We start from the raw sequence: 23,923 nt of genomic DNA on the forward strand, positions 1-23,923 counted from the left end.
GGGCCTTATGTGGTAGGCTTTGCCGGTTTGCACGATGGGCGGTTATGACCCGGTGTTTCGGCACGGGCGTTCTGATCGTCCCATTTGTCCGCCTTCAGGAGTTCTCATGCGTCTGACCCAGATTTTCGCCGCCGCCGCCATTGCGTTGGTCAGCACCTTTGCCGTCGCCGATGACGCGGCCGACAAAGCCATCCGTAAAAGCCTGGAAAACCTCCAGCTCGAGGTGCCGGTAGAAACCATTACCGCCAGTCCATTGCCCGGCCTTTATGAAGTCAAACTCAAAGGCAGCCGCGTGCTCTATGCCAGTGCCGACGGTCAGTACGTGGTGCAGGGCTACATGTTCCAGCTCAAGGACGGCAAGCCGGTCAACCTGACCGAGAAGACCGAACGCCTGGGCATTTCCAAGCTGATCAACGACATTCCGGTCGCAGAAACCGTGGTCTACCCGGCCATCGGCGAAACCAAATCGCACATCACCGTGTTCACTGACACCACCTGCCCGTACTGCCACAAACTGCACGCCGAAGTGCCCGAGCTGAACAAGCGCGGAATCGAAGTGCGTTACGTGGCGTTTCCGCGCCAGGGCCTGGGTTCACCAGGTGACGAGCAGCTGCAGGCGGTCTGGTGCTCGAAAGACAAGAAAGCGGCCATGGACAAAATGGTCGATGGCAAGGAGATCAAGGCCGCCAAGTGCGATAACCCGGTTTCCAGGCAGTTCGCCCTCGGTCAGTCGATCGGCGTGAACGGCACGCCGGCCATCGTTTTGGCCGACGGTCAGGTGATTCCGGGCTACCAGCCGGCGCCACAAGTCGCCAAACTGGCGCTGGACGCGAAGTAATTCGTATCGTCACGGTCAGCCTGTGACGATCATGACCCGGCGGCAACCTGTGCCGGGTCGTCAATAGAGAGCCGCGAGCATGCGGCTGTTTTCACGGCCGGCCTCGAGTCGGCCGTTTTATGGGGAGTTCACAGTGAAACCGGTCAAAGTAGGCATCTGTGGGTTAGGGACCGTCGGTGGCGGCACCTTCAACGTACTTCAGCGCAACGCCGAGGAAATTGCTCGTCGTGCCGGGCGTGGAATCGAAGTGGCGCAAATTGCCACTCGCACGCCAAAGCCTCAGTTCCAGACGACCGGTATTGCGATTACCAACGATGTCTTCGAAGTGGCCACGAACCCTGAGATCGACATCGTCATAGAGCTGGTGGGCGGCTACACCGTTGCCCGCGAGCTGGTACTCAAAGCGATCGAGAACGGAAAACACGTGGTCACCGCGAACAAGGCGCTGATCGCCGTTCACGGTAATGAAATTTTCGCCAAGGCGCGCGAGAAAGGCGTGATCGTGGCGTTCGAAGCGGCCGTGGCTGGCGGCATCCCGGTGATCAAGGCGATTCGCGAAGGCCTCTCGGCCAACCGCATCAACTGGGTGGCCGGGATCATCAACGGCACCGGCAACTTCATCCTCACCGAAATGCGTGAGAAGGGCCGCACCTTCGAAGACGTCCTCGCCGAAGCGCAAGCCTTGGGCTACGCCGAAGCCGATCCGACGTTCGACGTTGAAGGCATCGACGCGGCGCACAAGCTGACGATCCTCGCGTCCATTGCGTTCGGTATCCCGTTGCAATTCGACAAGGCCTACACCGAAGGCATCACCAAGCTGACCACCGCCGACGTGAACTACGCCGAAGCGCTGGGCTATCGCATCAAGCACCTCGGCGTTGCGCGCAGCACCGCGGCGGGTATCGAGTTGCGTGTGCACCCGACGCTGATTCCGGCCGATCGCTTGATCGCCAACGTCAACGGCGTGATGAACGCGGTAATGGTCAATGGTGATGCTGCCGGTTCGACGCTGTTCTACGGCGCTGGCGCCGGCATGGAACCGACCGCTTCGTCGGTGATCGCCGACCTGGTGGACGTGGTTCGCGCCATGACCTCTGACCCGGAAAACCGTGTACCGCACCTGGCCTTCCAGCCGGATTCGCTGTCGGCCCATCCGATCCTGCCGATCGAAGCCTGCGAAAGCGCCTACTACCTGCGCATTCAGGCCAAGGACCATCCGGGCGTGCTGGCCCAGGTGGCGAGCATCCTGTCGGAGCGCGGCATCAACATCGAATCGATCATGCAGAAAGAGGTCGAAGAGCATGACGGCCTGGTGCCGATGATCCTGCTGACCCATCGCGTGCTGGAGCAGCACATCAACGACGCGATCACCGCCCTGGAAGCCTTGGCAGGCGTGGTTGGTCCGGTCGTACGGATCCGCGTCGAGCACCTGAACTAAGCCGTTATCGTTCACCGGGCCCGCCTGCGGGCCCGGCTTTGCGAACACTGTCCATTGGAGTCAGTCATGCGTTATATCAGTACCCGCGGCCAGGCACCGGCCCTGAATTTCGAAGACGTCCTGCTGGCGGGCCTCGCCACCGACGGCGGTCTGTACGTCCCGGAAAACCTGCCACGTTTCACCCAGGAAGAAATCGCTTCCTGGGCCGGCCTGCCGTATCACGAACTGGCCTTCCGGGTGATGCGCCCGTTCGTCACCGGCAGCATTCCCGATGCCGATTTCAAAAAGATTCTGGAAGAGACCTACGGCGTGTTTTCCCACAACGCCGTGGCACCGTTGCGTCAGTTGAACGGCAACGAATGGGTACTTGAGCTGTTCCACGGCCCGACCCTGGCCTTCAAGGATTTTGCCCTGCAACTGCTCGGTCGCCTGCTCGACTACGTGCTGGAAAAACGCGGTGAGCGCGTGGTGATCGTGGGCGCCACGTCCGGCGATACCGGTTCGGCCGCCATCGAAGGCTGCAAGCACTGCGAAAACGTCGACATCTTCATCCTGCACCCGCACAACCGCGTGTCCGAAGTGCAGCGCCGGCAGATGACCACCCTCTTCGGCGAGAATATCCACAACATTGCCATCGAAGGCAACTTCGATGACTGCCAGGAAATGGTCAAGGCGAGCTTCGCCGACCAGAGCTTCCTGAAAGGGACCCGCCTGGTCGCGGTGAACTCGATCAACTGGGCGCGGATCATGGCCCAGATCGTCTACTACTTCCATGCGGCCCTGCAGCTGGGCGGTCCGGCGCGCTCCATCGCGTTTTCGGTGCCCACCGGTAACTTCGGCGACATTTTTGCCGGCTACCTGGCGCGCAACATGGGCCTGCCGATCAGCCAGCTGATCGTGGCGACCAACCGCAACGATATCCTGCACCGGTTTATGAGTGGCAACCAGTATGTCAAGGACGCGCTGCATCCGACCCTGTCGCCATCCATGGATATCATGGTCTCGTCCAACTTCGAGCGCCTGCTGTTCGACCTGCACGGCCGCAACGGGGCCGCGGTGGCGCAGCTGATGGCCGATTTCAAGGCCGGCGGCGGTTTCAGCGTCGAGCAGGACCGCTGGACCGAAGCGCGCCGCCTGTTCGATTCGCTGGCGGTCAGCGACGAGGAGACCTGCGAAACCATCGCCCAGGTGCATGCCGAATGCGGTGAGCTGCTCGATCCGCACACCGCCATCGGGGTCAAGGCCGCCCGCGACTGCCGCCGCAGCCTGGCCACGCCCATGGTGATCCTGGGTACCGCACACCCGGTGAAATTCCCCGAGGCGGTGGAAAAAGCCGGGGTCGGCGAGGCGCCTGCACTGCCACCGCACCTGGCGGACCTGTTCCAGCGCGAAGAGCGTTGCACCGTGCTGGCCAACGACCTCAAGGCGATCCAGGCCTTCGTTAGTGCCCATGGCAACCGCGGCAAGCCGCTGTAACCGTCGCGGGACTGGTCGAAACCGGTTGCCACCAGGCGCCGGTTTTTTTGTGTTTGCGGTAGGGCGGCAGGCCGCGGCCCGCTAGAACCCCAAGTGGACAGGTCGTTTTCACGACGCTGGAGACTCTCCTGAGCCAGACAGCGCCCCGAGGCCACTCGAGATGACGAATTTGAGCGTGCCGGGATCGAAAGTGACTACCAACGGGGTCTGCGACTGCCTTGCGGCCTGTTCCGCCTTTCACGCCGAACTCGGCCCGCTCAGGGCTCGCGCCGAGGCGTCGACACTGTGTTGGCGAGCGCTGCGCGGGGTAGCGGTGGCCTTTACGGCGTGTTGCCCACAATGACCGCCTGGCTACTGTCGCGCCTGCAGCTATTGGCCGGCATCGCCGCGCTGATGCTGCTGGTGCAACTGGGTAATAGCCTCAGCGACAATGCCTTGAACCTCTGGGGTGTGATCCCGCGTCGGGCCGAGTCCTTGCCGGGAATTCTGATCGCCCCCTGGCTGCACGGCGGTTGGTTGCACCTGTTCGGCAACCTCAGCGGGCTGCTGGTGGTGGGCTTGTTGGCGCTGCTGGAGTCGCGCCGGGATTTCCTCCAGGCCAGCGTGACGATCATCCTCGGCAGCGGCCTGCTGGTGTGGTTGTTCGCCCGTCCCGGTATCCATATCGGCGCCAGCGGTTGGTTGTTCGGTCTCTGGTCCCTGCTGCTGGTGCGGGCCTGGTATCGCCGCAGCTGGCTGGATCTGCTACTGGCCATGCTGGTGTTGGCCTTGCATGGCGGCTGGGTCTTCGGCCTGCTGCCGCAGCAGGGCGTTTCCTTCGAGTACCACCTGGCTGGCGCGCTGTGCGGTGGGCTCTACGCTGCCTGGCGCCATGCGCCGCGCCAGCGGGGGCGGGGGAAAGGCTGAGGGCATGTCAGCGCCCCACGCGGTAACGGTGAGACGCCGGCACGCTATCCTTCACCGTTCGTCACGTGCCGATTCGGATCGCCGTGCCGGCTCGGCGCTTGATCAGGCGCCAAGCTGGTCGGGTTGGCCGTCGCGGCTACGTCGTGGGGCGCGTCGTAAGCCATTGCGGCCGCATTGCGTGCAGCACGTTTCGGTTGAGCCTGAGCTGCTCCTGGCTGACGTGGCTATGCTTCGAGCACGGAGCACGGAGCACGGAGCACGGAGCACGGTGCACGAGGTCGAGGTGGTTTTACTGGCGTTATCGCGGGCCGGGTTGAGCGTACGCTTATTGAGGTGGCGCAATGAGGCGGTGTCTTAGGCTTATTCAGCTTTGCATCCTGTGCGGGGTGGGACTGTCCAATACGGCGGCCGCCGATAGCTTCCAAGTCGGGTTCTACGACTATCCGCCGATGATGATCAAGCATGCCAATAGCGGTATTTACCAAGATATATTCGATGAGTTGGGCGCGTTGCTCGGCGATACCTTCACTATTCATTACTACCCCTATCCCCGGATTGGCTTGTTATTCAATGAGGGGCGGTTGGATATCGAGCCCGGTGTGTACGCGGGCTGGGTGCGAGGGCAGCCGGTGCCTGGCGAATTTTCGGTGCCCTTTGGCAAGATCGTTGATGTCATGGTGTTTGCCCCAGGCAAGGCGTTTGCGGTCAATACGCCCAATGACCTGCGCGGCAAGGCCTTGGGCCTGGTACGTGGCTATGCCTACCCGGATTTGCGCGTACTGATCGAGGCCGGCCAGATTGACCGTCGTAATGCATTGAATGAGATGCAGCTGTTGCAGATGCTGTCGATTTCGCGCTTCGATCAGATCGTGATCAATAAGGCGGTGGCGCAATACAACATCCTTAGAACGCCTGAGTATCGCGCGCTGGAAGTGGGCGATGCGATCAGTGTGTTCGATGTGAGCATGCGCGTGCATCCGCGCCACAAAGCCTGGTTGCCCAGGCTGGATGAAGCCATTTTGACCTTGAAACGTAATGGCACTCTCGAGCGTATCTACGCCAAGTACGGCGTGACGCGGTGACTGGAATGGCCGTGGAATTCAGATACTGCCCTCGCGGCGCAATACGACGATCTGTTCCAGGCTGTACCCCAGCCCGCCCAGCACCTCGGCATTGTGTTCGCCCAAATCGGCGCCGACCCAGTCGACGCCGCCGGGTGTGTCGCTAAGCTTGGGCACTATGCCGGGCATCTTGAACGCTTTGCCGTCCGGCAGCTTGGCGCTGAGAAACATCTCCCGTGCCAGGTACTGTGGATCGCTCAGCATGTCTTCGGCACTGAAGATGCGGCTGGCCGGCACCTCGGCCTGGGTCAAGACGGCCAGCACCTGCTCCAGCGGCAGCGAAGCGACCCAGCGGTCGATCACGCCGTAGAGCTCGTCGCGGCGGGCATCGCGACCGTCGTTGCTGGCCAGCGTAAGGTCGTCGGCCAGGTCCGGGCGACCGATGGCGCTCATAAAACGCTTGAAGATCGCATCGCCGTTGGCACCGATCTGCACATGCTTGCCATCGGCGCTGGTGTGGATGGAAGAGGGCGTGATGCCGGGCATGATATTGCCGCTGCGTTCGCGGATAAACCCGAATACGTCGAACTCGGGCACCATGGACTCCATCATGGCAAAGATGGCCTCGTACAGGGCCACGTCCACCACCTGGCCGCTGCCGCCGTTGATTTCGCGATGCCGCAGCGCCATTAACGCGCCGATCACCCCCCAGAGCGCGGCAATCGAGTCACCGATGGAGATACCGGTGCGCACCGGCGGACGGTCCTCGAAGCCGGTGATATAACGCAAGCCGCCCATGGACTCGCCCACCGCGCCAAAGCCTGGCTGATCCTTGAGTGGCCCGGTCTGACCGAAACCGGACAGGCGCACCATCACCAGTTTCGGGTTCAATGCATGCAGCGCATCCCAGCCCAGGCCAAGTTTTTCCAGCACGCCGGGGCGGAAATTCTCGATCAGGATGTCCGCGTCGGTCAGGAGTTGTTTGAGGATGGCCTGGCCGTTCGGGTGCTTGAGGTTAAGGGTCACAGACTTTTTGTTGCGCGCCTGGACGAACCACCAGAGCGAGGTGCCTTCGTACAGTTTGCGCCACTTGCGCAGGGGATCGCCGCCGTCCGGCGACTCGACCTTGATCACCTCGGCGCCGAATTCGGCGCAGATCCGCGCGGCGAAGGGGCCGGCGATCAGGGTGCCGAGTTCGACGACTTTAAGACCGGACAGGGGTTTGCTGGGCAGGTTCATTGAGCACTCCGGTACGAATCAGTCGGCCAAGCCTATTCGATCGCGCCGGGTCTGGGAAAAACCTTTGCACAATCCTGGGTGGGATGGACAACCGCAAAGCTGCGGGCCGCGCTCCAACGCCGACGTTGGGTCGTGGTCGCGGCAATGTTACTGCTGGTCGCATGGATACCGTGGTGCCGTGCAATGCCTACTGGCACAATGGTTTCGGCGATTGCGGCGACCCGGTTTGTCGTTGCGTGATGCTGCCTGAGCCGTTGGGCTCCCTCCACTTATGCAAGGATGTATATGCGCGTTTTCACCCCTCTGTTGCTCGGGTTGCTCTGCCTAGCCTCGAGCGGCTGCACCTACTATTACTACAACAACCAGCGTTTCAAGCACCCCGAGCCGGCCTATCAGGCCCAGGCCCGGGTACTCAATTACTACCGCGGCAGTGTCGCCGCCAGCCCTGTACGGTTCGCCGGTCGGGCCTTGCTGATCTCCCCGGATAGGGCGCTGCTGGAACGTTCGATACCAGACCTTCTGGACAAGTCAGGCGCCAAAGCCGCCGAGTACCTGATTCGGTCGACTGGCAACGATCTCAAGGCCCATGCCGCTCTGTTGCAGGCCGCGGGTGTATTCCAGGCAGTCAGTGGGCAAGAGTCGGCTGATCCCCTGACCGCTGCCCAGGCGGCGATCGCAAACTTCGACGCCGTCTACTACGTGCAATTTGACGCCCTCCAGCAGCGTTCCTGGTACCTGCTGACGAGAAACAGCGCTCAACCGGTCAAGCTGCTGCCTGAGCAGCACGGACCGCTCACCTTGCCGCAGCTCGATCAGTGGGTCACATCGGTTGCGAGTGCCTATCGTGAGCACGGCGGAGCAAACCCTTTGCCAGTGGCCGCACCGTCCGTTGCGCCCGCCGCGCCGCTTGCGCCGGCTGCCAGAGCCGACAACGCTACTGTGCCGGCCACCAGCCCCTCGATCAGTTATGACGAATGTATCCTGCGGGTCAGGCGAATCAGCGACCAACAGCTGCGATTGCAGGCATTGCCGTCCTGTGACGAGGCGCCGCGCCGATAGTCGACCGCATGCCCGGGTCCGGACTGCCCTCGGGCGTATTGGGCGCCATTCGCTTGCACCTGCCGGTCCCAACGTCGAGTCCGACAGCTGATTCTGGCCCGGCGTCAATGGCGCCCCGGGTCGGTGTTGAGCGGACATGGCTGACGTTCGGCGAAGCAGGCAGCGCCTTGCCTTTCGCGGTAGACTGATCGGCTTTCCGCTACCTAGAAGCCCTTTTCATGGCCCAGCCCTCGACGACCTACAAAGTCGACCTCAACCTGACCGATATCGACCGCAGTGTTTACCAGAGCCTGCGCTTTACCGTCGCCAAGCACCCGTCGGAAACCGAGGAGCGCCTGGCCGCGCGGCTGATCGGCTATGCCTTGTTCTACCACGAGCAACTGGCGTTCGGCCGTGGCCTGTCCGATGTCGACGAACCGGCGTTGTGGGAAAAGAGCCTGGATGGCCGGGTGCTGCACTGGATCGAGGTCGGCCAGCCGGACAGCGACCGCATGACCTGGTGTTCGCGGCGCACCGAGAAATTCAGCCTGGTGGCCTATGGCAGCCTGCGCGTCTGGCAGACCAAGGTGCTCGACCCGGTGCGCAGCCTGAAGAACATCAACGTGGTGGCGCTGGACCAGGAGGCCCTGGCCAACCTCTCCAAGGACCTGCCACGGGCCCTGAACTGGAGTGTGATGATCAGCGACGGCGAGTTGTTCGTCACCGACGAACGAGGTCAGCATGAAGTGCCGATCGAGTGGCTGATCGGCGAACGCTGAAAGCGCTTGCGATGCGGTTGCACTCACGCCGCGTTGCGCGCAAGTTCTGACGAATGAATAGGCCGTAGGGCGGGTGCAACCCGCCAGGCGTTGACTCTGGCGGCGTGCCTGCGCCCCTCACGACAAGACCGAACATGCGCATCGAAGCCCGACCATTACCCGCCGTCCTGCCCCAACTGGGCGACCTGCCGCCGCTGCTGACCCGCCTGTATGCGGCCCGCGGCGTGGCCACGGCCGCCGAGCTGGACAAGGGGCTGGCCCGGCTGATCCCGTTCCAGCGGCTCAAGGGTATCGAAGCGGCGGTGGCGCTGCTGGTCGAGGCCCTGGAGCGAGAGCAGCGGATTCTGATCGTCGGCGATTTCGACGCCGATGGCGCCACCGCCAGCACGGTCGGTCTGCTGGGGCTGCGCCAGCTGGGCGCGGCCCATGTCGATTACCTGGTGCCCAATCGCTTCGAGTATGGCTACGGCCTGACCCCGGAAATCGTCGCGGTGGCCCTGCAACGCCAACCCGACCTGCTGCTGACCGTGGACAACGGCATCTCCAGCGTCGAAGGGGTAGCCGCGGCCAAGGCCGCCGGGCTGACCGTGCTGGTGACCGATCACCACTTGCCCGGCCACGAACTGCCGGCGGCGGACGCCATCGTCAACCCCAACCAGCTGGGCTGCGAGTTTCCCAGCAAGGCCTTGGCCGGGGTCGGTGTGATGTTCTATGTGTTGCTGGCCCTGCGCGCACGTTTGCGTGAACTGGACTGGTTCGCCCGCCGGCAACTGGTCGAGCCGAACCTGGCCGAGCTGCTCGACCTGGTGGCCCTGGGCAGCGTCGCCGACGTGGTGCCGCTGGACGCCAACAACCGCATCCTGGTGCACCAGGGCCTGGCGCGCATACGCGCCGGCCGCGCGCGGCCGGGCCTGCGGGCGATCCTCGAAGTGGCCGGCAAGCAGCCGGGTCGCATCACCTCCACCGACCTGGGCTTTATCCTTGGCCCGCGCTTGAACGCGGCGGGCCGCCTGGACGACATGAGCCTGGGCATCGAATGCCTGCTGTGCGGCGACGAGCAATCGGCCCGCGACATGGCGGTGCAGCTCGATCAGCTCAACCAGGACCGCAAGGCCATCGAGCAGGGCATGCAGCGCGAAGCCCTGGCCCAGCTCAAGGACTTGCCGTTGGAGGACATGCCCTTTGGCCTGTGTTTGTTCGACGCGGACTGGCACCAGGGGGTGATCGGCATCCTCGCCTCGCGCTTGAAGGAGCGTTACCACCGGCCGGCCATCGCTTTCGCCGATGCCGGTGCGGGCCTGCTCAAAGGCTCGGCGCGGTCGGTGCCGGGCTTTCATATCCGTGATGCCCTGGACGCCGTGGCGGCGCGCCATCCGGGTTTGATCAGCAAGTTCGGCGGGCATGCCATGGCCGCGGGCTTGTCCTTGCTCGCCGAGCATTTCACCGCCTTTGCGGCGGCCTTCGACGAGGAGGTGCGCCGTCAGCTGTGCGAGGACGACCTGACCGGTCGCTTGCTGTCCGACGGTGTGCTGGCCGCCGAGGAATTTCACCTCGAGCTGGCCAAGGCGCTGCGCAATGCCGGCCCCTGGGGCCAGCACTTTCCCGAGCCGATGTTCCATGGCGTGTTCCAGCTGACCCAGCAGCGCATCGTGGGCGAGCGCCACCTCAAGGTGGTGCTGAAAAGCGAGTGCGGCAGCGTGCAGCTGGACGGCATCGCCTTTGGCGTCGACCGCGAGGTCTGGCCGAACCCGACCGTGCGCTGGGTCGAGCTGGCCTACAAGCTGGACGTCAACGAGTTCCGTGGCAACGAAAGCGTGCAACTGCTGATCAGCCATATTGCTCCGCGTTAGCCACCTCTGACGGCTGGCGTGGACTGTAGGATGGCGTTGAGCGAAGCGATACCCATCAATGATTGACCGGCAGCGCCCGCCAATGCTGTCCACACCTGGGCCTGCGCCACCTCCGGTCGGCAGATGGTAGCGATAATGTTCAGCAGTTGCGGCTTGGGTGGGCAGCATGGGTGTCGCTGCGCTCGACCCATCCTACGGCCTGAATGCCCGCGACGGCGAGGGCAACCCGTAGGATGGCGTTGAGCGAAGCGATACCCATCAATGATTGACCGGCAGCGCCCGCCAATGCTGTCCACACCTGGGCCTGCGCCACCTCGGGCGGCAGATGGTAGCGATAAATGTTCAGCAGTCGGGGCTTGGGTGTGCAGCATGGGTGTCGCTGCGCTCGACCCATCCTACGATGCGGTTGGGCGTCGTTAGCCGCCGTTGAGGGTGGCGGCCGGAGGGTGAGAACCCTCCGCCAGGGCCCGGGCGCTGACGTCCTGCCAGCGGGCCAGGCGCTGGGGTGGCTGGCTGATGCGCTGCGGGGCCTTGGCGAGGAATACGCCCAGGTCGTTGAAGGCGTAGACCGGCAGCAGGTCGGCGCGCTGGCTGGCCGGCAGTATCGCCGGCTGGCGGTTGTCGAGGATCAGGGGTTCGGCGCTCGGGGTGGCGTAGTAGGCCAGGACCATATGCGCCTGGCCCCGCTGGGAGGGCCGCAGCGCCTTGACGAAGGTCAATCGCAGCCTCTCGCTGGGCACGCCCATGCGCATCAGACTGAAGTACTTGGCCAAGGCGAAGTCTTCGCAATCGCCCTGGCCGCGGCCCAGGGTCTGTACCGGGGTCGCCCAATAGTCGTGCTCACCCCAGGTCGCCTGGTCGCTGGCGTAAATCACGGCGTCGTTGATAAAGGCATTGACCCGTTCCAGCTTGTCGCGCTCGTCCAGGCCTTTGTGCTGGTCGATCAGCTGCTGCCAGCGGCCAAGCGTCGCCGCACCAGCAGCCGGCTGCTCCTCGGCCTGACTCGGGGTTCCTTGCAGGGCACCGAGCAGCAGCAGGGCGCGCCAGACGAAGCGCGCCGCACACCTGTTGCCGGCGGTGGGGGAGACTGAGGGCATGGGGACACACAGGGCCAGGGTCGTGCGCCTTTATACCTGTCACCGCGGCGGCCGGGGATGGGCGCCAGTGGCCAAGGGAACAGGTTGTGACGGCCGACACCCCTTGGCCGAACGGGCCGACGAACAGTCGTCTGCCGGCCGGGTGGTTCAGGTCAATTCGCCGACTGCGCGCCAAGCCTCGTCGATGGCTGCATGGGCGTAGGCGTCCCAGGCGGCGTCGGAGTTGGCGATGCTGACATTGCCGAGTTTCTGCCGGGCCTGGTTCATCAAGGCCTCGCTGGCGGCCTCGTCGTCGAACAGGCTGTTGGAAAAATACGAGTAGCCGTGGGTCCAGCGGTTGATGGTGATCGCCAGGATGTCCTTCTGGTGATCGAAACCGCCCGGGCCGAGCATGCGCTGCAGTTGCTCGCGCAACTGAGTTTCCAACTGCTCGAAAGTCGCTCCATAGAGCTTGCCGCGCCCGGCGCGTGCCTGGTCGCGGGCGTTCATGCCGCTGTTCGGACTGGTGGGCACATAGACCATATGCAGGCCAATCGGCTGCTGCGGATCGCGCGGGTGGCGATAGCCGCCGAGGTCGACCGGATAGTCCAGCTTGATCCGGCTGTAGGGCTGGGTGCTGGCGTAGATCTCGTGCACCCCGAGCTTGCGGAATGCCTGCCAGTTGCGGATCAGCACCTTGGTGTACACCAGCGGGAACTTGACGTTCTGGCTCAGGGCGTGGGCCTGCTCGGCGGGCAGGTCGCGCAGCAAGTAGGGAATCATCATGTTGTAGCAGGCCAGCACGCAGTGTTTGCCGCGTACCCGGGCCAGTTCGCCGTTGCGGCTGTAGCCCACATCCACGCCGCCCGCGACGTTGCGCACGCTGACCGCCGTGCTGTTCAGGCGCAGCCGGATCGGCTGCCCCACGCGATCCAGTTGGCTGTAGTCGAAGGGCGCCAGCACGATATCGTCCATGCCCTTGCCCGGTGCCACGGCGGGAATCAGGTCGCGCACCAGCAGGCGCGCGATCGAGGCGTTGCCATCGGGGAAATGGTAGATGTAGGGCTCTTCCATCTCGGCCTTGGCTTCTTCGCTGGGCGGCGCCAGGCCCATGGCGGCGAACCCGGGAAAGCCGAAGTAATAGGCGTCGAAGGCGGCCACAGCATCGATGCTCAGGGCCATAAAATCATTGCTGCGGCCCTGGAAGTAGGCGACGGCCGTCGCGCTCAGGCCGACGTCCTTGAGCAGGAAGTCGCGGTAGCTGGTCTTGGCCAGGTGCGCTTCCTTCTGCTCCGGGCTCTTGCCCGCCAGGTAGTCCTTGGGTGCGTCATGCAGGGCGATCAGCGCCAGGCGGTCCGGCTCCGGCAGTGGGAAGTCCTGGATAAAGGCGGCGATCGGGCGGGCATTAAGCTGGTCGGGGCGCAGGTCGTCGGCCACCATGGGCGTCGGGTCGCCGGTCACCAGCTTGTCCTCGCCAAAGGTCTCGCGGTCGAAGAACACCCCGCGCGACAGGCCCAGTCCCGGGTAGAACGAACGATTGAACGCGGTCTCGAAACGCCGTGGCTCGACCCCCAGGCTTTTCATCAGATGATTGACCTGCTGGCTGAACAGGTGGGTCGGCGACTGCAGCGCCTCGCTGCCGCCGTAGCCCAGAATCATCCGGCCGCCGGCCTCGAATTCGTTGCGCTTGGCATGACCGCCGAAGTCATCATGGTTTTCCACGATCAGGATGCGCGCCTTGGGGTGCCGCTCGCGGTAAAACCAGGCCGCCGACAGGCCGCTCAGCCCGCCACCGACCACCACCAGGTCGTATTCCTCGGTGATCGGCAAGGCGTCGGTGGCAAAGACCTTTTTCTCCCAGCCCATCTGGTGCGCGACCTCGAAGGCGCCGGCATGGCTGCCGCGCAGGCCGGTCAGGGCCGGCGGGTAGTAACGTCCGCTCGGCGCGGCCTGCAGAAGTTGCAGCGGGCTGAGGCCGGCGGCCAGGGTCAGGGCGGCGCCGTTGAGAAAGTCGCGGCGGGTAATGGTCATAAAAGGGTCCTTGCCGATGGGGAAAAGAAGGGGGGCGAGCGCCCGGCAGTGCCGGGCGGGGCGGTTACCAGCCCAGTTGCTTGTTCAGGCCCAGGGCGTCGTAGTAGTCGCCCTGGTAGGCGATCTTGCCGGCCTGGAGGCGGATAAAACTGACCCCTTCGAAACGGATGGCTTTGCCGGTGGCGGGCGTTTCCGGGCCCCAGGCGCCGCTGTTGGTACCGCTGAATTCCCACTGGAAGGCGATGCCCTCAGGGCTGACGATCGGCGTGCTGGTCATCTTCCAGCGCAGGTCCGGCACCGCGTCGACGAACACCTTGATCACCTTGTCCCGCGCCGCGTCCCGCCCCCGTTGCGGGGTGCCGACACTGGCGTCGAAATACTCGACGTCCGGGGCCAGGAAAGTCGCCGCTCGGGCGGCGTCGTGGGCATTCCAGGCCGCCATATAGCCCTCGACCAGGGCCTTGGCGTCGTCGGCGGCCTGGGCCAGGCTGGCGGCGGCCAGCAGCGTCAGGAAGCCGATGCAGCGCAGTGTATTTTTCATTGTTTTAATTCCTGCTCTTGGGGGGGGAATGGTGGGTTGCGAGGCGAACACCTGGGTATCGCGCGCGAAAGGCGAGTCCAGGCGAAAGGGCCGGGAAGCGCACGGCAGGCGCATTTCCCGGCATGGTTGAACCACGCCTGCTCGAGGGCGACTGCCCCGGTCAGTGCTTGAACATCACGTGGCGAACCAGCGTGTAATCCTCCAGGCCATACATGGACATGTCTTTGCCGTAGCCGGAGTGTTTCTGGCCGCCGTGGGGCATTTCGCTGACCAGCATAAAGTGCGTGTTGACCCAGGTGCAGCCGTATTGCAGGCGGGCAGCCAGGCGATGGGCACGGCCCAGGTCCTGGGTCCAGACCGAAGAGGCCAGGCCATAGTCCGAGTCGTTGGCCCAGGCCAGCACCTGTGCCTCGTCGTCGAAGCGGGTGACCGAGACCACCGGGCCGAAGACCTCGCGCTGGACGATCTCGTCGTCCTGCAACGCATCGGCCAGCACCGTCGGCTCGTAGAAAAAGCCCGGGCCCTCCACCGCCTTGCCGCCGGTGACCACCCGGATATGCGGCACCTGGCGGGCGCGCTCGACGAAGCCGCTGACCCGGTCGCGGTGGGCGGCGCTGATCAGCGGCCCCAGCTCGGTGCTTGGGTCGTCCTGCAGGCCGGTCTTGATCGAGGCCACCGCCGCGCCGAGTTTTTCGACAAAGCGCTCGTAGATGCCCTGCTGGGCGTAGATGCGACAGGCGGCGGTGCAGTCCTGGCCGGCGTTGTAGAAGCCGAAGGTGCGGATGCCGTCCACGGCGGCGTCGATGTCGGCGTCGTCGAAGATGATCACCGGCGCCTTACCGCCCAGTTCCATGTGCAGGCGTTTGACGCTGTCGGCGGTGCTGGCGATGATGCCGGCGCCGGTGGCGATGGAGCCGGTCAGCGAGACCATGCGCACGCTGGGGTGATTGACCAGGGGCGCACCGACGCTGGCGCCGCGGCCGAAGACCAGGTTAAGCACGCCGGCGGGAAACAGGTCGGCGGCCAGTTCGGCCAGCCGGAAGGCGCTCAGCGGGGTCAGCTCCGAGGGTTTGAGCACCACGCAATTGCCGGCGGCCAGGGCCGGGGCGATCTTCCAGGCGACCATCATCAGCGGGTAGTTCCAGGGCGCGATGGAAGCCACTACGCCCACCGGGTCGCGGCGAATCATCGAGGTGTGGCCGGGCAGGTATTCGCCCGCGGCCGAGCCGCCCAGGCAGCGACTGGCGCCGGCGAAGAAGCGGAACACATCGGCAATGGCCGGCAGCTCATCGTTCAGCGCCGCGGCGTAGGGTTTGCCGCAATTGTCCGACTCCAGACGCGCCAGCTCCTCGGCGTGCGCATCGATACGCTCGGCGAGTTTCAACAGCAGCAGCGAGCGGTCCTTGGGGGCGGTCTGCGACCAGCCATCGAAGGCGGCAGCGGCGGCGCGCACCGCGGCGTCGACCTGGGCTTCGCTGGCTTCCGGGATGTCCGCCAACTGGGTGCCGCGGGCAGGGTCGAGCACGATCTGGCGGGCGCCCAGGCCCTCCACCAGTTGGCCATTGATCAGCAAGTGGGTGTGCATGGCGAGGTCCTCTCGTTAACAGGCTTGAAGGGCTGAAAGTAAATGGCGCGGTTCATTTGCCGCCGCTGCCGGCGACGCTTTCGCCGCCCTTGGTCAGGTAGTAGGCGCCGAGGATCGGCAGCATGGTCACCAGCATCACCAGCATGGCCACCACATTGGTCACCGGTACGTCGCGCGGTCGCGCCAGCTGGTTGAGCAGCCACAGCGGCAGGGTGCGTTCATGGCCGGCGGTGAAGGTGGTGACGATGATCTCGTCGAACGACAGGGCGAACGCCAGCATGCCGCCGGCCAGCAGGGCCGAGCCGAGGTTAGGCAGGATGATGTAGCGAAAGGTCTGCCAGCCGTCGGCGCCCAGGTCCATGGAGGCCTCGATCAGGCTATGGGAGGTGCGGCGAAAGCGGGCGATCACGTTGTTGTAGACGATCACCACGCAGAAGGTGGCATGGCCGACGATGATGGTGAACATCCCCGGCTCGATACCCAGCGACTTGAACGCCGCGAGCAGGGCGATGCCGGTGACGATGCCGGGCAAGGCGATCGGCAGGATCAGCAGCAGCGAGATGCCGTCCTTGCCGAAAAAATCCCGGCGGTAGAGCGCGGCCGCCGCCAGGGTGCCCAGCAGCATGGCGATCAGGGTGGCGACACAGGCGATCTGCAGCGACAGGCCGATCGACTCGCGCACGTCGCTGCGCGCCAGGGCCACGCTCAGCCACTTCAGGGTGAAGCCCTGGGGCGGGAAACTGAAGGCCGCTTCCTCGGTGTTGAAGGCGTAGAGGAAGATGATCAGGATCGGGAAGTGCAGGAACAGCAGCCCGCCCCAGGCGGCCGTTTTCAGGCCCCAGGAGGCTTTTGCCGAATCAGAGTGCATCGAAGGCCCCCAGGCGTTTGACGAAGGACAGGTAGAGAGCGATCAACAGGATCGGCACCAGGGTAAAGGCGGCGGCCATGGGCATGTTGCCGATCGCTCCCTGCTGCGCGTAAACCATGCTGCCGATGAAGTAACCGGGCGGTCCGACCAGTTGCGGCACGATGAAATCGCCCAGGGTCAGGGAGAAGGTGAAGATCGAGCCGGCGGCGATGCCGGGGATCGACAGCGGCAGGATCACCTGGAAAAACGTCTGCCGCGGTTTGGCGCCCAGGTCCGCCGAGGCTTGCAGCAGGGATGGCGGTAGGCGTTCCAGGGAGGCCTGGATCGGCAGGATCATAAAGGGCAGCCAGATATAGACGAACACCAGGAACCGCCCCAGGTGCGAGGTCGACAGGGTGCTGCCGCCGACGCCCGGTACGGCCAACAGCGCCTGCAACAGCGGCTCCAGGCCCAGCTGCTGGACGAACCATTGGGCGACGCCGCCCTTGGCCAGCAGCAGCGTCCAGGCGTAGGCCTTGACGATATAGCTGGCCCACATCGGCATCATCACCGCGATGTAGAAAAACGCCTTGGTCTTGCCCTGGGTGTAGCGCGCCATGTAGTAGGCGATCGGAAAGGCGATCAGGGCGCTGGCCAGCGACACGGCGACCGCCATGCACAGGGTGCGCAAAATAATGTCGTAGTTGGCCGGCTGGAACAGCGCGGCGAAGTTGTTCAGGGTCAGGTCCGGCGTCACCGCCATGGTGAAGTCGTCGAAGCTGTAGAAACCTTGCCACAGCAGGGTCAGCAGCGAGCCCAGGTAGATGGCGCCGAACCACAGCAGCGGTGGCAGCAGCAGCAGCGCCAGGTACAGGTTGGGACGGCGGTAAAGCAGCCCGGACAGCCGCCGCAGCGGGCCTTCGGCGGGCGCGGTGGCGCGGTGGGTGAGGGTGGTCATATCAGAGCGCCTCGCCCGCGCCGAGGTCCTGCAGCGGCACCATGGCGTCGCGCGCCCAGCAGGCGATCACCTGCTGGCCAACCTGGCGGGTGCTGCCGGGGGCCTGCCACTGGTTGTTGGCCTGGCTGAGGTTGAGCAGCTGACCGTTCTCCAGGCGGATCTCGTAGCGCGTCGCGGCGCCCTGGTACTGGATGTCATGCAGCAGGCCGCTGACCTGTACCAGGCCGCTGGGCTGAACCGCCAGCAGCGGCGCTTCGTCGGCGAAGCGGATATGTTCCGGACGGATGGAAAAGGCCTGCGGCGTGCCGCTCAGCTGCTGCGCCAGGTCGCCGCGCAGGACGTTGGAGGTGCCGACGAACTCGGCGACAAAGGTGGTGGCCGGGTGCATATAGAGGTTGCGCGGGGTGTCGACCTGTTCGATGCGGCCCTTGTTGAACACCGCCACCCGGTCGGACATCGACAGGGCTTCGGTCTGGTCATGGGTGACGAAGATAAAGGTGATGCCCAGCTGGCGTTGCAGCTTCTTCAGTTCGCTCTGCATCTGCTCGCGCAGTTTCAGGTCCAGGGCGCCGAGGGGTTCGTCCAGCAACAGCACCCGTGGCCGGTTGACCAGGGCGCGGGCGAGGGCTACCCGCTGGCGCTGGCCACCGGACAACTGGGCCGGCTTGCGGGCGCCATAGCCGCCGAGGGCCACCATGTCCAGGGCCTCTTCGGCACGGCTCAGGCGTTCGGCCTTGGCCACGCCCTTGACCTTCAGGCCATAGGCGACGTTGTCCAGCACGTTCATATGGGGGAACAGCGCGTAGTCCTGGAACACCGTATTAACGTCGCGCTGGTAGGGCGCCAGGCCGCCGGCCTCGACGCCATGGATACGGATGGAGCCGCCGCTGGGCTGCTCGAAGCCGGCGATCAGGCGCAGGCAGGTGGTCTTGCCCGAACCTGAGGGGCCGAGCATGGAAAAGAACTCGCCGTCCTGGATATCGATGCTGACCCGGTCCACGGCCTTCACCTCGCCGAACAGCCGGGATACATCGGTAAATTGCACTGCAAGCGTCATGGTGCGGAACTCCAAAAAAACCAAACACGGCCGCCCTCTGTGGGCGACCGGTAACTGTTGAAACGGGGGGCTTTCACGGTTCTTAGTAAAAGACAACATGCGGAAAGTCGTTCAGGCAGCGTCGCGAGCGGGTCTCAGCCGCGGCCGGCCAGCGCACAGGAACCGGAGCGTACTTCAGTACGTGAGGATTCCGAGCACTGCCCGGGTGCGGATCAGGCCCGCGCAGCAGCCGCCTGGATGACTTTTAGCGGCCGCCCATGATCGCGATGTAATCCTGAGTCCAGCGGCTATAGGGCACGAACTTGCCGCCCTCTGCCTGCGGGGTCTTCCAGAAGGCGATCTTCTCGAACTGGTCGAAACCGTTGGTGGTGCAGCCTTCGGCGCCGAGCAATTCGCTGGCCTTGCAGGCTGCCGGCACTGCTGGCAGGGAGCCGAACCAGGCGGCGACGTCGCCCTGGACCTTGGCCTGCAGCGACCAGTCCAGCCACTGGTAGGCGCAGTTCGGGTGCTGGGCGTCGGCGTGCAACATGGTGGTGTCGGCCCAGCCGGTGGCGCCTTCGGCCGGGATGGTCGAGGCGATCGGCTGTTTTTCCAGCTGCAGGGCGTTGACCTGGTACGGCCAGGCACCGGAGGCGACCACGCCTTCGTTCTTGAAGTCGCTCATCTGTACCGTGGTGTCGTGCCAGTAGCGGTGCACCAGGGGCTGCTGTTGGCGCAGGACCTCGAGCACGGCGGCGTACTGGGTTTCGTTAAGCTGGTAGGGGTCCTGGATGCCCAACTCGGGCTTTTTCGCCTTCAGGTAAAGCGCCGCGTCGGCCAGGTAGATCGGGCCGTCATACGCCTGCACCCGGCCCTTGTTGGCCTTGCCGTCCGCCAGATTCTGCGCCTCGAACACCACGCTCCAGCTGGTGGGCGCGCTTTTGAAGACGTTGGTGTTGTACATCAGCACGTTCGGCCCCCACTGGTAGGGCGCGCCATAGGTCTTGCCGCCGACCACATACCAGGGCGCGTCCTTGAGCCGAGGGTCGAGGTTTTTCCAGTTGGGGATCAGGTTGGTGTCGATCGGCTGCACGCGCTTGCCGGCAATCAACCGCAGCGAGGCGTCGCCAGAAGCGGTCACCAGGTCGTAGCCGCCCTTGTTCATCAGGCTGACCATCTCGTCCGAGGTGGCGGCGGTCTTGACATTGACCTGGCAACCACTGGCTTTCTCGAAGGGCGTAACCCAGTCGTAGGCCTTGTCGGATTCGCCGCGTTCGAGGTAGCCGGGCCAGGCGACTATATCCAGGCGGCCTTCGCCGGCGCCGACCTGTTTCAAGGCTTCGCCGGCATGCAGGGCGCTACTGGCCAGCAAGGCGGTGGTGAGTGCGCTGAGCAACGCAGTCTTGTGCACGGACATGGGGTTTCCCTCTATTTTAGTTGTGGTCGGGGCAGTGGTACGTCGTGTCGCCGGCCTCGCGGGCCTTGGTTGCCCCTGCGGGGCGTTGTTGTCGGATCAGTCCAGGTGTTGGCCGTGGCGCGCCATGATGTGGCGTACCACGCTGTAGTCTTGTAACGAGTCGCTGGACAGGTCCTTGCCGTAGCCGGAGCGTTTCAGGCCGCCGTGGGGCATTTCGCTGACCAGCATGAAATGGCTGTTGATCCAGGTGCAGCCGTATTGCAGGCGCGCCGCCACCTGCATGGCCTTGTCCAGGTTCTGGGTCCAGACCGAGGACGCCAGGCCGTATTCGGAGTCGTTGGCCCAATCCACGGCCTGGGACAACTCGTCGAAGCGGGTCACGGTGACCACCGGACCAAACACCTCGCGCTGGACGATCTCGTCGCCCTGCTTGCAACCGGCCAGCAGGGTCGGTTGGTAGTAGTAACCCGGGCCGGAATGCACGGCGGCGCCGGTGACCCGTTCGATATGGGGCTGGCCGAGGGCGCGCTCGACGAAACTGGCCACCCGGTCGCGTTGGCGCGGGCTGATCAGGGGGCCGATCTCGTTGTCGGCGTCGCGCTTGCGGGCAAAGCGCAGGCTGGCGACCGCATCGCCCAGTTCGGCGACCAGGCGGTCGTGGATGCCGGCCTGGACATACAGGCGGCAGGCGGCGGTGCAGTCCTGGCCGGCGTTGTAGTAGCCGTAGGTGCGTACGCCCTCGACCACGGCCTGCAGGTCGGCATCGTTGCAGACGATCACCGGGGCCTTGCCGCCCAGTTCCAGGTGGGTGCGTTTGAGGGTTTTCGATGCCGCCTGGAGGATTTTCTGCCCGGTGACGATATCGCCGGTCAGCGACACCATGCGGACCTTGGGATGGGCCACCAGATGGCTGCCGACGCCTTCGCCGCCGCCACAGAGAATGTTGATCACCCCGGGTGGCAGCAGCTCGGCCAGCACCGGCGCCAGGGCCAGGATCGACAGCGGCGTGTGCTCGGACGGCTTGAACACCAGGGTGTTGCCGGCGGCCAGGGCCGGGGCGATCTTCCAGGCGGCCATCATCAACGGGTAGTTCCAGGGGGCGATGGAGGCCACCACGCCGATCGGGTCGCGGCGCACCATGCTGGTGTAGCCCGGCAGGTACTCGCCGGCCAACTGGCCGGTCTGGCAGCGTACCGCGCCGGCGAAGAAGCGGAACACGTCGACGGCGGCGCTGAGGTCGTCCTGGCGGGCCAGGTGCAGAGGTTTGCCGCAGTTCAGCGCTTCCAGGGTCGCCAGTGCGTCGGCCTGGGCTTCGATCCGCTCGGCGATGGCCAGCAGCAGCAACGAGCGTTGGGCCGGGGTGGTGCGCGACCAGCTGGCGAACGCCCGATGCGCGGCCAGGATGGTGGCTTCGACCTGTTCGGCGGAGGCCTCGGCGACGCCGCACAGGCGCTCGCCAGTGGCTGGATTGAAGATCGCCTCGGCCTGGCCTTGGCCAGGCAGCAGTCGACCGTCGATCAACAGCTCGGTACAGATGGGCAACATGTGGCGCTCTTTTTATTGTTCGCCGTCTGAACCGTGCCGGGGCAGGGTTTGCGGGCCTTTGGGGTGTGGAACGAGACTAGAGCGGGTTTAGGTTCGCCACAAATTCTTAATACTGAAAGCATCGTTCGATTAAAACGATAGCTCATTTGCGCAGGGCGTTGCGTCGCCGTACCTGAATACCCGCCTGCGCGGGTATGACGGTGTCTGGGGATCGAGTCCGGCAGTTGGGCAGTCGAGCGCTGAAGCTATGTAGGTGCAGGCTCCGCTCGCGCACTCTCGCGGCGCTAAGGCCCGACGCGTCCTCCTTGTGGTTCGCGGCGCTGACCCTCAGGGGTTCGTCGATCAGCGTCCCCGTTGCGGTTCACGGGCCACGGTGAGGAAGGGGTCGACCAGCGAAGGGCGTGCCGTGCCGCGGCGCCAGGCCAGGCCGACATCCAGGGTTTCGGTAAGGTCGACCAGGGCCCGGGCTTCGATGATGTCGCCTTCCAGCGACCAAGGTCGGTAGGTCATGTCGGGCTGGATCGACAGCCCGAGGCCGGCCGCCACCAGGCTGCGCACCGCTTCCGTGGAGCCGGTGCGCAGGGTGATCTGCGGCTGCAGTCCGGCCCGCGACCAGATGCGCTGGGCGTTCAGGCCCATCTCGTCGACGTTCAGCTGGATCAAGGGTTCGCCCACCACGTCGGCCAGGCTGATGCTGTCGAGCTCCAGCAGGGGGTGTTGCGGCGGCAACCAGAGGCGGTGCGGCGAATGGGTCAGCACTTCGGTCTGTAAGGCGTGGCGGTCTTCCAGGTTGGAGAGGATCAGCACGCCCACATCGATCTCGCCGCTGACCAGCAGGTGTTCGATGTAAGGCCGCTCGTCCTCCAGTACGCGAATCTGCACATTCGGGTAGGCGCGCTGAAACCGGGTCAGCAGGTCCGCCAGGTAGTAGCCGGCGACCAGGCTGGTCACGCCGACCGTCAACTGCCCGGCGACCTGGTCGGTGCTCTGTTGCAGGCTGCGTTTGGCATTGTCCACCGTGGCCAGGATCAGGTGCGCCTGGCGCAGGAACTGGTGGCCCTGGTGGGTCAGGGTCATCCCCTTGGCGTGACGGTTGAACAGGCTGACGCCGATTTCCTGTTCCAATTGCTGGATCGCCAGGGTCAGGGTCGACTGGGAGATAAAGACGGCCTGGGCAGCCGCGGAAATCGAGCCGGTCTCGGCGACGGCGATAAAATGACGAATTTGCCGCAGGGTCATCATGGGGGAACCGCCGGCTAAGAGGCGCACAGGTTCTGGCGCGTGAGGGGCTATATATTTAATCGAAAATACGCTCCATGTATCGTTTTTATTTGATGGGTCGGGCGTGGCCGTGTGCAATATCTGGAAGCACTCTGCGTAAGGAGCGCCGGCGGGCGGCGCGCTACAGTCTGTGGCTCACTCAGCCGCGCCTGGAGGCCGTCATGAATACCCGAGGTTTGCTCGATCAACTCTTTAAGTCGGGCCAGGAATTGCTGAAACAGAAATCCGCCGGCGGGGCGTCCGGGGGGCTGGGCAATGCCCTGGGCGGGCTGCTCGGCGGGGGCGCCAGTGGCTCGGGCAAAGCCTCGAGTGGCGGTGATCTAGGTGGCTTGGGCGGACTGCTCAAGGGCGGCAGCGGTGGAGCCTTGGCGGCCGGGGCCCTGGGCTTGCTGCTGGGCAACAAAAGCGCGCGCAAACTCGGCGGCAAGGCCCTCACCTACGGCGGGCTGGCCGCGCTCGGGGTGCTGGCCTACAAGGCCTACGGCAGTTGGCAGGCGCAGCAGGCCGACGCGCCCCAGGGTGAGCCGCGGACCCTCGACCGGCTGCCCGCCGCCGAAGCCGAAGCCCATGGCCAGGCGATCCTCAGGGCCTTGGTGGCGGCGGCCAAGGCCGACGGTCATGTGGATGCCCGAGAGCGGCAACTGATCGAAACCGAGCTGGGCAAGCTCAGTGGCGATGCCGAGCTGCAACGCTGGCTCGAGCTGGAACTGAACAAACCGCTGGATCCGGCCGAGGTGGCGCGGGCCGCCACGTCACCGGAGATGGCGGCGGAAATGTACCTGGCCAGCCTGCTGATGGTGGACGAGGAGCATTTTATGGAGCGCGCTTACCTGGAAGAGCTGGCCCGGCAACTGAAGCTCGATCCGGCCTTGCAGCGGGAGCTGCAGGCCCAGGTGCGCGACGTGGTCAGCGAGGGCTGAAGGCGACGGCCCGCCCGGCGCAAGGGAGGCGGGCGGTGTCCCGATGGAAAGTTCGGTGTGC

Annotated in this window: 20 protein-coding genes and 1 other RNA gene; 9 read left to right on the top strand and 12 right to left on the bottom strand. The window is 64.8% G+C overall.

Annotation, left to right across the window (positions count from 1 at the left end):
• The first annotated feature begins 106 nt into the window (after positions 1-106).
• The 5 genes from ABWY06_RS07235 (at position 107) to ABWY06_RS07255 (ending at position 5,740) form a co-directional block, all read left to right on the top strand.
• Positions 107-838 carry a DsbC family protein gene (locus tag ABWY06_RS07235; protein ID WP_353924889.1) on the top strand — a complete coding sequence of 244 codons (732 nt, stop codon included), beginning with the start codon at positions 107-109 and terminating at the stop codon, positions 836-838.
• A gap of 133 nt (positions 839-971) precedes the next feature.
• Positions 972-2,276 (top strand): homoserine dehydrogenase, encoded by a 1,305-nt coding sequence (locus ABWY06_RS07240; RefSeq protein ID WP_353924890.1) that lies wholly within the window; start codon positions 972-974, stop codon positions 2,274-2,276.
• A 66-nt stretch (positions 2,277-2,342) separates the two neighbouring features.
• The gene (gene thrC, locus ABWY06_RS07245; RefSeq protein WP_353924891.1) at positions 2,343-3,752 is read left to right on the top strand and encodes a threonine synthase; all 1,410 of its coding nucleotides are present in this window, start codon (positions 2,343-2,345) and stop codon (positions 3,750-3,752) included.
• 339 nt (positions 3,753-4,091) lie between these two features.
• On the top strand, positions 4,092-4,658 hold the full coding sequence (locus tag ABWY06_RS07250; protein ID WP_353924892.1) for a rhomboid family intramembrane serine protease: 567 nt from the start codon (positions 4,092-4,094) through the stop codon (positions 4,656-4,658).
• A gap of 449 nt (positions 4,659-5,107) precedes the next feature.
• Positions 5,108-5,740, top strand: a complete 633-nt coding sequence (locus ABWY06_RS07255) for a substrate-binding periplasmic protein (RefSeq protein ID WP_353924893.1) — start codon at positions 5,108-5,110, stop codon at positions 5,738-5,740.
• Between the two features lie 18 nt (positions 5,741-5,758).
• On the opposite strand, the gene ABWY06_RS07260 is transcribed toward ABWY06_RS07255, so the two are convergent.
• Entirely contained in the window at positions 5,759-6,958 is a 1,200-nt protein-coding gene (locus ABWY06_RS07260) for a CaiB/BaiF CoA transferase family protein (protein ID WP_353924894.1), read from the bottom strand.
• Positions 6,959-7,243: 285 nt separating this feature from the next.
• On the opposite strand from ABWY06_RS07260, the gene ABWY06_RS07265 reads away from it, so the two are divergent.
• The 3 genes from ABWY06_RS07265 to recJ all read left to right on the top strand — a co-directional run bounded on the left by ABWY06_RS07265 (position 7,244) and on the right by recJ (position 10,625).
• Complete coding sequence (locus ABWY06_RS07265; RefSeq protein WP_353924895.1) at positions 7,244-8,017, top strand: hypothetical protein; 774 nt, start codon at positions 7,244-7,246, stop codon at positions 8,015-8,017.
• A 218-nt stretch (positions 8,018-8,235) separates the two neighbouring features.
• Positions 8,236-8,775: a YaeQ family protein gene (locus ABWY06_RS07270; RefSeq protein ID WP_353924896.1), complete on the top strand. Its 540-nt coding sequence runs from the start codon at positions 8,236-8,238 to the stop codon at positions 8,773-8,775.
• A 134-nt stretch (positions 8,776-8,909) separates the two neighbouring features.
• Entirely contained in the window at positions 8,910-10,625 is a 1,716-nt protein-coding gene (gene recJ, locus ABWY06_RS07275; RefSeq protein WP_353924897.1) for a single-stranded-DNA-specific exonuclease RecJ, read from the top strand.
• Positions 10,626-11,041: 416 nt separating this feature from the next.
• Here recJ and ABWY06_RS07280 read toward each other — a convergent pair whose 3' ends face one another.
• The 11 genes from ABWY06_RS07280 to ABWY06_RS07330 form a co-directional block, all read right to left on the bottom strand.
• Positions 11,042-11,722 carry a transglutaminase-like cysteine peptidase gene (locus ABWY06_RS07280; RefSeq protein ID WP_353924898.1) on the bottom strand — a complete coding sequence of 227 codons (681 nt, stop codon included), beginning with the start codon at positions 11,720-11,722 and terminating at the stop codon, positions 11,042-11,044.
• A gap of 147 nt (positions 11,723-11,869) precedes the next feature.
• Positions 11,870-13,732, bottom strand: coding sequence for an NAD(P)-binding protein (locus ABWY06_RS07285; RefSeq protein ID WP_353924899.1), 1,863 nt, complete (start codon positions 13,730-13,732; stop codon positions 11,870-11,872).
• A 64-nt stretch (positions 13,733-13,796) separates the two neighbouring features.
• Positions 13,797-14,273: an ester cyclase gene (locus ABWY06_RS07290; protein ID WP_353924900.1), complete on the bottom strand. Its 477-nt coding sequence runs from the start codon at positions 14,271-14,273 to the stop codon at positions 13,797-13,799.
• Between the two features lie 160 nt (positions 14,274-14,433).
• Positions 14,434-15,858, bottom strand: a complete 1,425-nt coding sequence (locus ABWY06_RS07295; RefSeq protein ID WP_353924901.1) for a gamma-aminobutyraldehyde dehydrogenase — start codon at positions 15,856-15,858, stop codon at positions 14,434-14,436.
• A 52-nt stretch (positions 15,859-15,910) separates the two neighbouring features.
• Complete coding sequence (locus tag ABWY06_RS07300) at positions 15,911-16,726, bottom strand: ABC transporter permease (protein ID WP_353924902.1); 816 nt, start codon at positions 16,724-16,726, stop codon at positions 15,911-15,913.
• Positions 16,716-17,663, bottom strand: coding sequence for an ABC transporter permease (locus ABWY06_RS07305; RefSeq protein WP_353924903.1), 948 nt, complete (start codon positions 17,661-17,663; stop codon positions 16,716-16,718). Before ABWY06_RS07305 ends, ABWY06_RS07300 begins: the two co-directional genes overlap by 11 nt.
• Before the next feature lies 1 nt (position 17,664).
• Positions 17,665-18,720, bottom strand: a complete 1,056-nt coding sequence (locus tag ABWY06_RS07310; RefSeq protein ID WP_353924904.1) for an ABC transporter ATP-binding protein — start codon at positions 18,718-18,720, stop codon at positions 17,665-17,667.
• Between the two features lie 108 nt (positions 18,721-18,828).
• A non-coding RNA gene (locus ABWY06_RS07315) (sX9 sRNA) lies at positions 18,829-18,903 on the bottom strand.
• A gap of 61 nt (positions 18,904-18,964) precedes the next feature.
• On the bottom strand, positions 18,965-20,116 hold the full coding sequence (ydcS, locus tag ABWY06_RS07320; protein WP_353924905.1) for a putative ABC transporter substrate-binding protein YdcS: 1,152 nt from the start codon (positions 20,114-20,116) through the stop codon (positions 18,965-18,967).
• A 96-nt stretch (positions 20,117-20,212) separates the two neighbouring features.
• Entirely contained in the window at positions 20,213-21,661 is a 1,449-nt protein-coding gene (locus ABWY06_RS07325) for a gamma-aminobutyraldehyde dehydrogenase (protein WP_353924906.1), read from the bottom strand.
• 342 nt (positions 21,662-22,003) lie between these two features.
• The gene (locus ABWY06_RS07330) at positions 22,004-22,903 is read right to left on the bottom strand and encodes a LysR family transcriptional regulator (protein WP_353924907.1); all 900 of its coding nucleotides are present in this window, start codon (positions 22,901-22,903) and stop codon (positions 22,004-22,006) included.
• A gap of 200 nt (positions 22,904-23,103) precedes the next feature.
• Between ABWY06_RS07330 and ABWY06_RS07335 the strand changes: the two genes are divergently transcribed.
• Complete coding sequence (locus tag ABWY06_RS07335; RefSeq protein ID WP_353924908.1) at positions 23,104-23,862, top strand: tellurite resistance TerB family protein; 759 nt, start codon at positions 23,104-23,106, stop codon at positions 23,860-23,862.
• The last annotated feature ends 61 nt before the right edge of the window (positions 23,863-23,923 follow it).

The sequence above is a fragment of the Pseudomonas sp. genome (assembly GCF_040514055.1).
Classification (GTDB): Bacteria; Pseudomonadota; Gammaproteobacteria; order Pseudomonadales; family Pseudomonadaceae; genus Aquipseudomonas.

What these genes read in the sequence shown, in the direction of transcription:
- ABWY06_RS07235 (WP_353924889.1), top strand. Translation starts at nt 107, where the DNA reads ATGCGTCTGACCCAGATTTTCGCCGCCGCCGCCATTGCGTTGGTCAGC.
- thrC (WP_353924891.1), top strand. Translation starts at nt 2,343, where the DNA reads ATGCGTTATATCAGTACCCGCGGCCAGGCACCGGCCCTGAATTTCGAA.
- ABWY06_RS07250 (WP_353924892.1), top strand. Translation starts at nt 4,092, where the DNA reads ATGACCGCCTGGCTACTGTCGCGCCTGCAGCTATTGGCCGGCATCGCC.
- ABWY06_RS07255 (WP_353924893.1), top strand. Translation starts at nt 5,108, where the DNA reads ATGATGATCAAGCATGCCAATAGCGGTATTTACCAAGATATATTCGAT.
- ABWY06_RS07260 (WP_353924894.1), bottom strand. Translation starts at nt 6,958, where the DNA reads ATGAACCTGCCCAGCAAACCCCTGTCCGGTCTTAAAGTCGTCGAACTC.
- ABWY06_RS07265 (WP_353924895.1), top strand. Translation starts at nt 7,244, where the DNA reads ATGCGCGTTTTCACCCCTCTGTTGCTCGGGTTGCTCTGCCTAGCCTCG.
- ABWY06_RS07270 (WP_353924896.1), top strand. Translation starts at nt 8,236, where the DNA reads ATGGCCCAGCCCTCGACGACCTACAAAGTCGACCTCAACCTGACCGAT.
- recJ (WP_353924897.1), top strand. Translation starts at nt 8,910, where the DNA reads ATGCGCATCGAAGCCCGACCATTACCCGCCGTCCTGCCCCAACTGGGC.
- ABWY06_RS07280 (WP_353924898.1), bottom strand. Translation starts at nt 11,722, where the DNA reads ATGCCCTCAGTCTCCCCCACCGCCGGCAACAGGTGTGCGGCGCGCTTC.
- ABWY06_RS07285 (WP_353924899.1), bottom strand. Translation starts at nt 13,732, where the DNA reads ATGACCATTACCCGCCGCGACTTTCTCAACGGCGCCGCCCTGACCCTG.
- ABWY06_RS07290 (WP_353924900.1), bottom strand. Translation starts at nt 14,273, where the DNA reads ATGAAAAATACACTGCGCTGCATCGGCTTCCTGACGCTGCTGGCCGCC.
- ABWY06_RS07295 (WP_353924901.1), bottom strand. Translation starts at nt 15,858, where the DNA reads ATGCACACCCACTTGCTGATCAATGGCCAACTGGTGGAGGGCCTGGGC.
- ABWY06_RS07300 (WP_353924902.1), bottom strand. Translation starts at nt 16,726, where the DNA reads ATGCACTCTGATTCGGCAAAAGCCTCCTGGGGCCTGAAAACGGCCGCC.
- ABWY06_RS07305 (WP_353924903.1), bottom strand. Translation starts at nt 17,663, where the DNA reads ATGACCACCCTCACCCACCGCGCCACCGCGCCCGCCGAAGGCCCGCTG.
- ABWY06_RS07310 (WP_353924904.1), bottom strand. Translation starts at nt 18,720, where the DNA reads ATGACGCTTGCAGTGCAATTTACCGATGTATCCCGGCTGTTCGGCGAG.
- ydcS (WP_353924905.1), bottom strand. Translation starts at nt 20,116, where the DNA reads ATGTCCGTGCACAAGACTGCGTTGCTCAGCGCACTCACCACCGCCTTG.
- ABWY06_RS07325 (WP_353924906.1), bottom strand. Translation starts at nt 21,661, where the DNA reads ATGTTGCCCATCTGTACCGAGCTGTTGATCGACGGTCGACTGCTGCCT.
- ABWY06_RS07330 (WP_353924907.1), bottom strand. Translation starts at nt 22,903, where the DNA reads ATGATGACCCTGCGGCAAATTCGTCATTTTATCGCCGTCGCCGAGACC.
- ABWY06_RS07335 (WP_353924908.1), top strand. Translation starts at nt 23,104, where the DNA reads ATGAATACCCGAGGTTTGCTCGATCAACTCTTTAAGTCGGGCCAGGAA.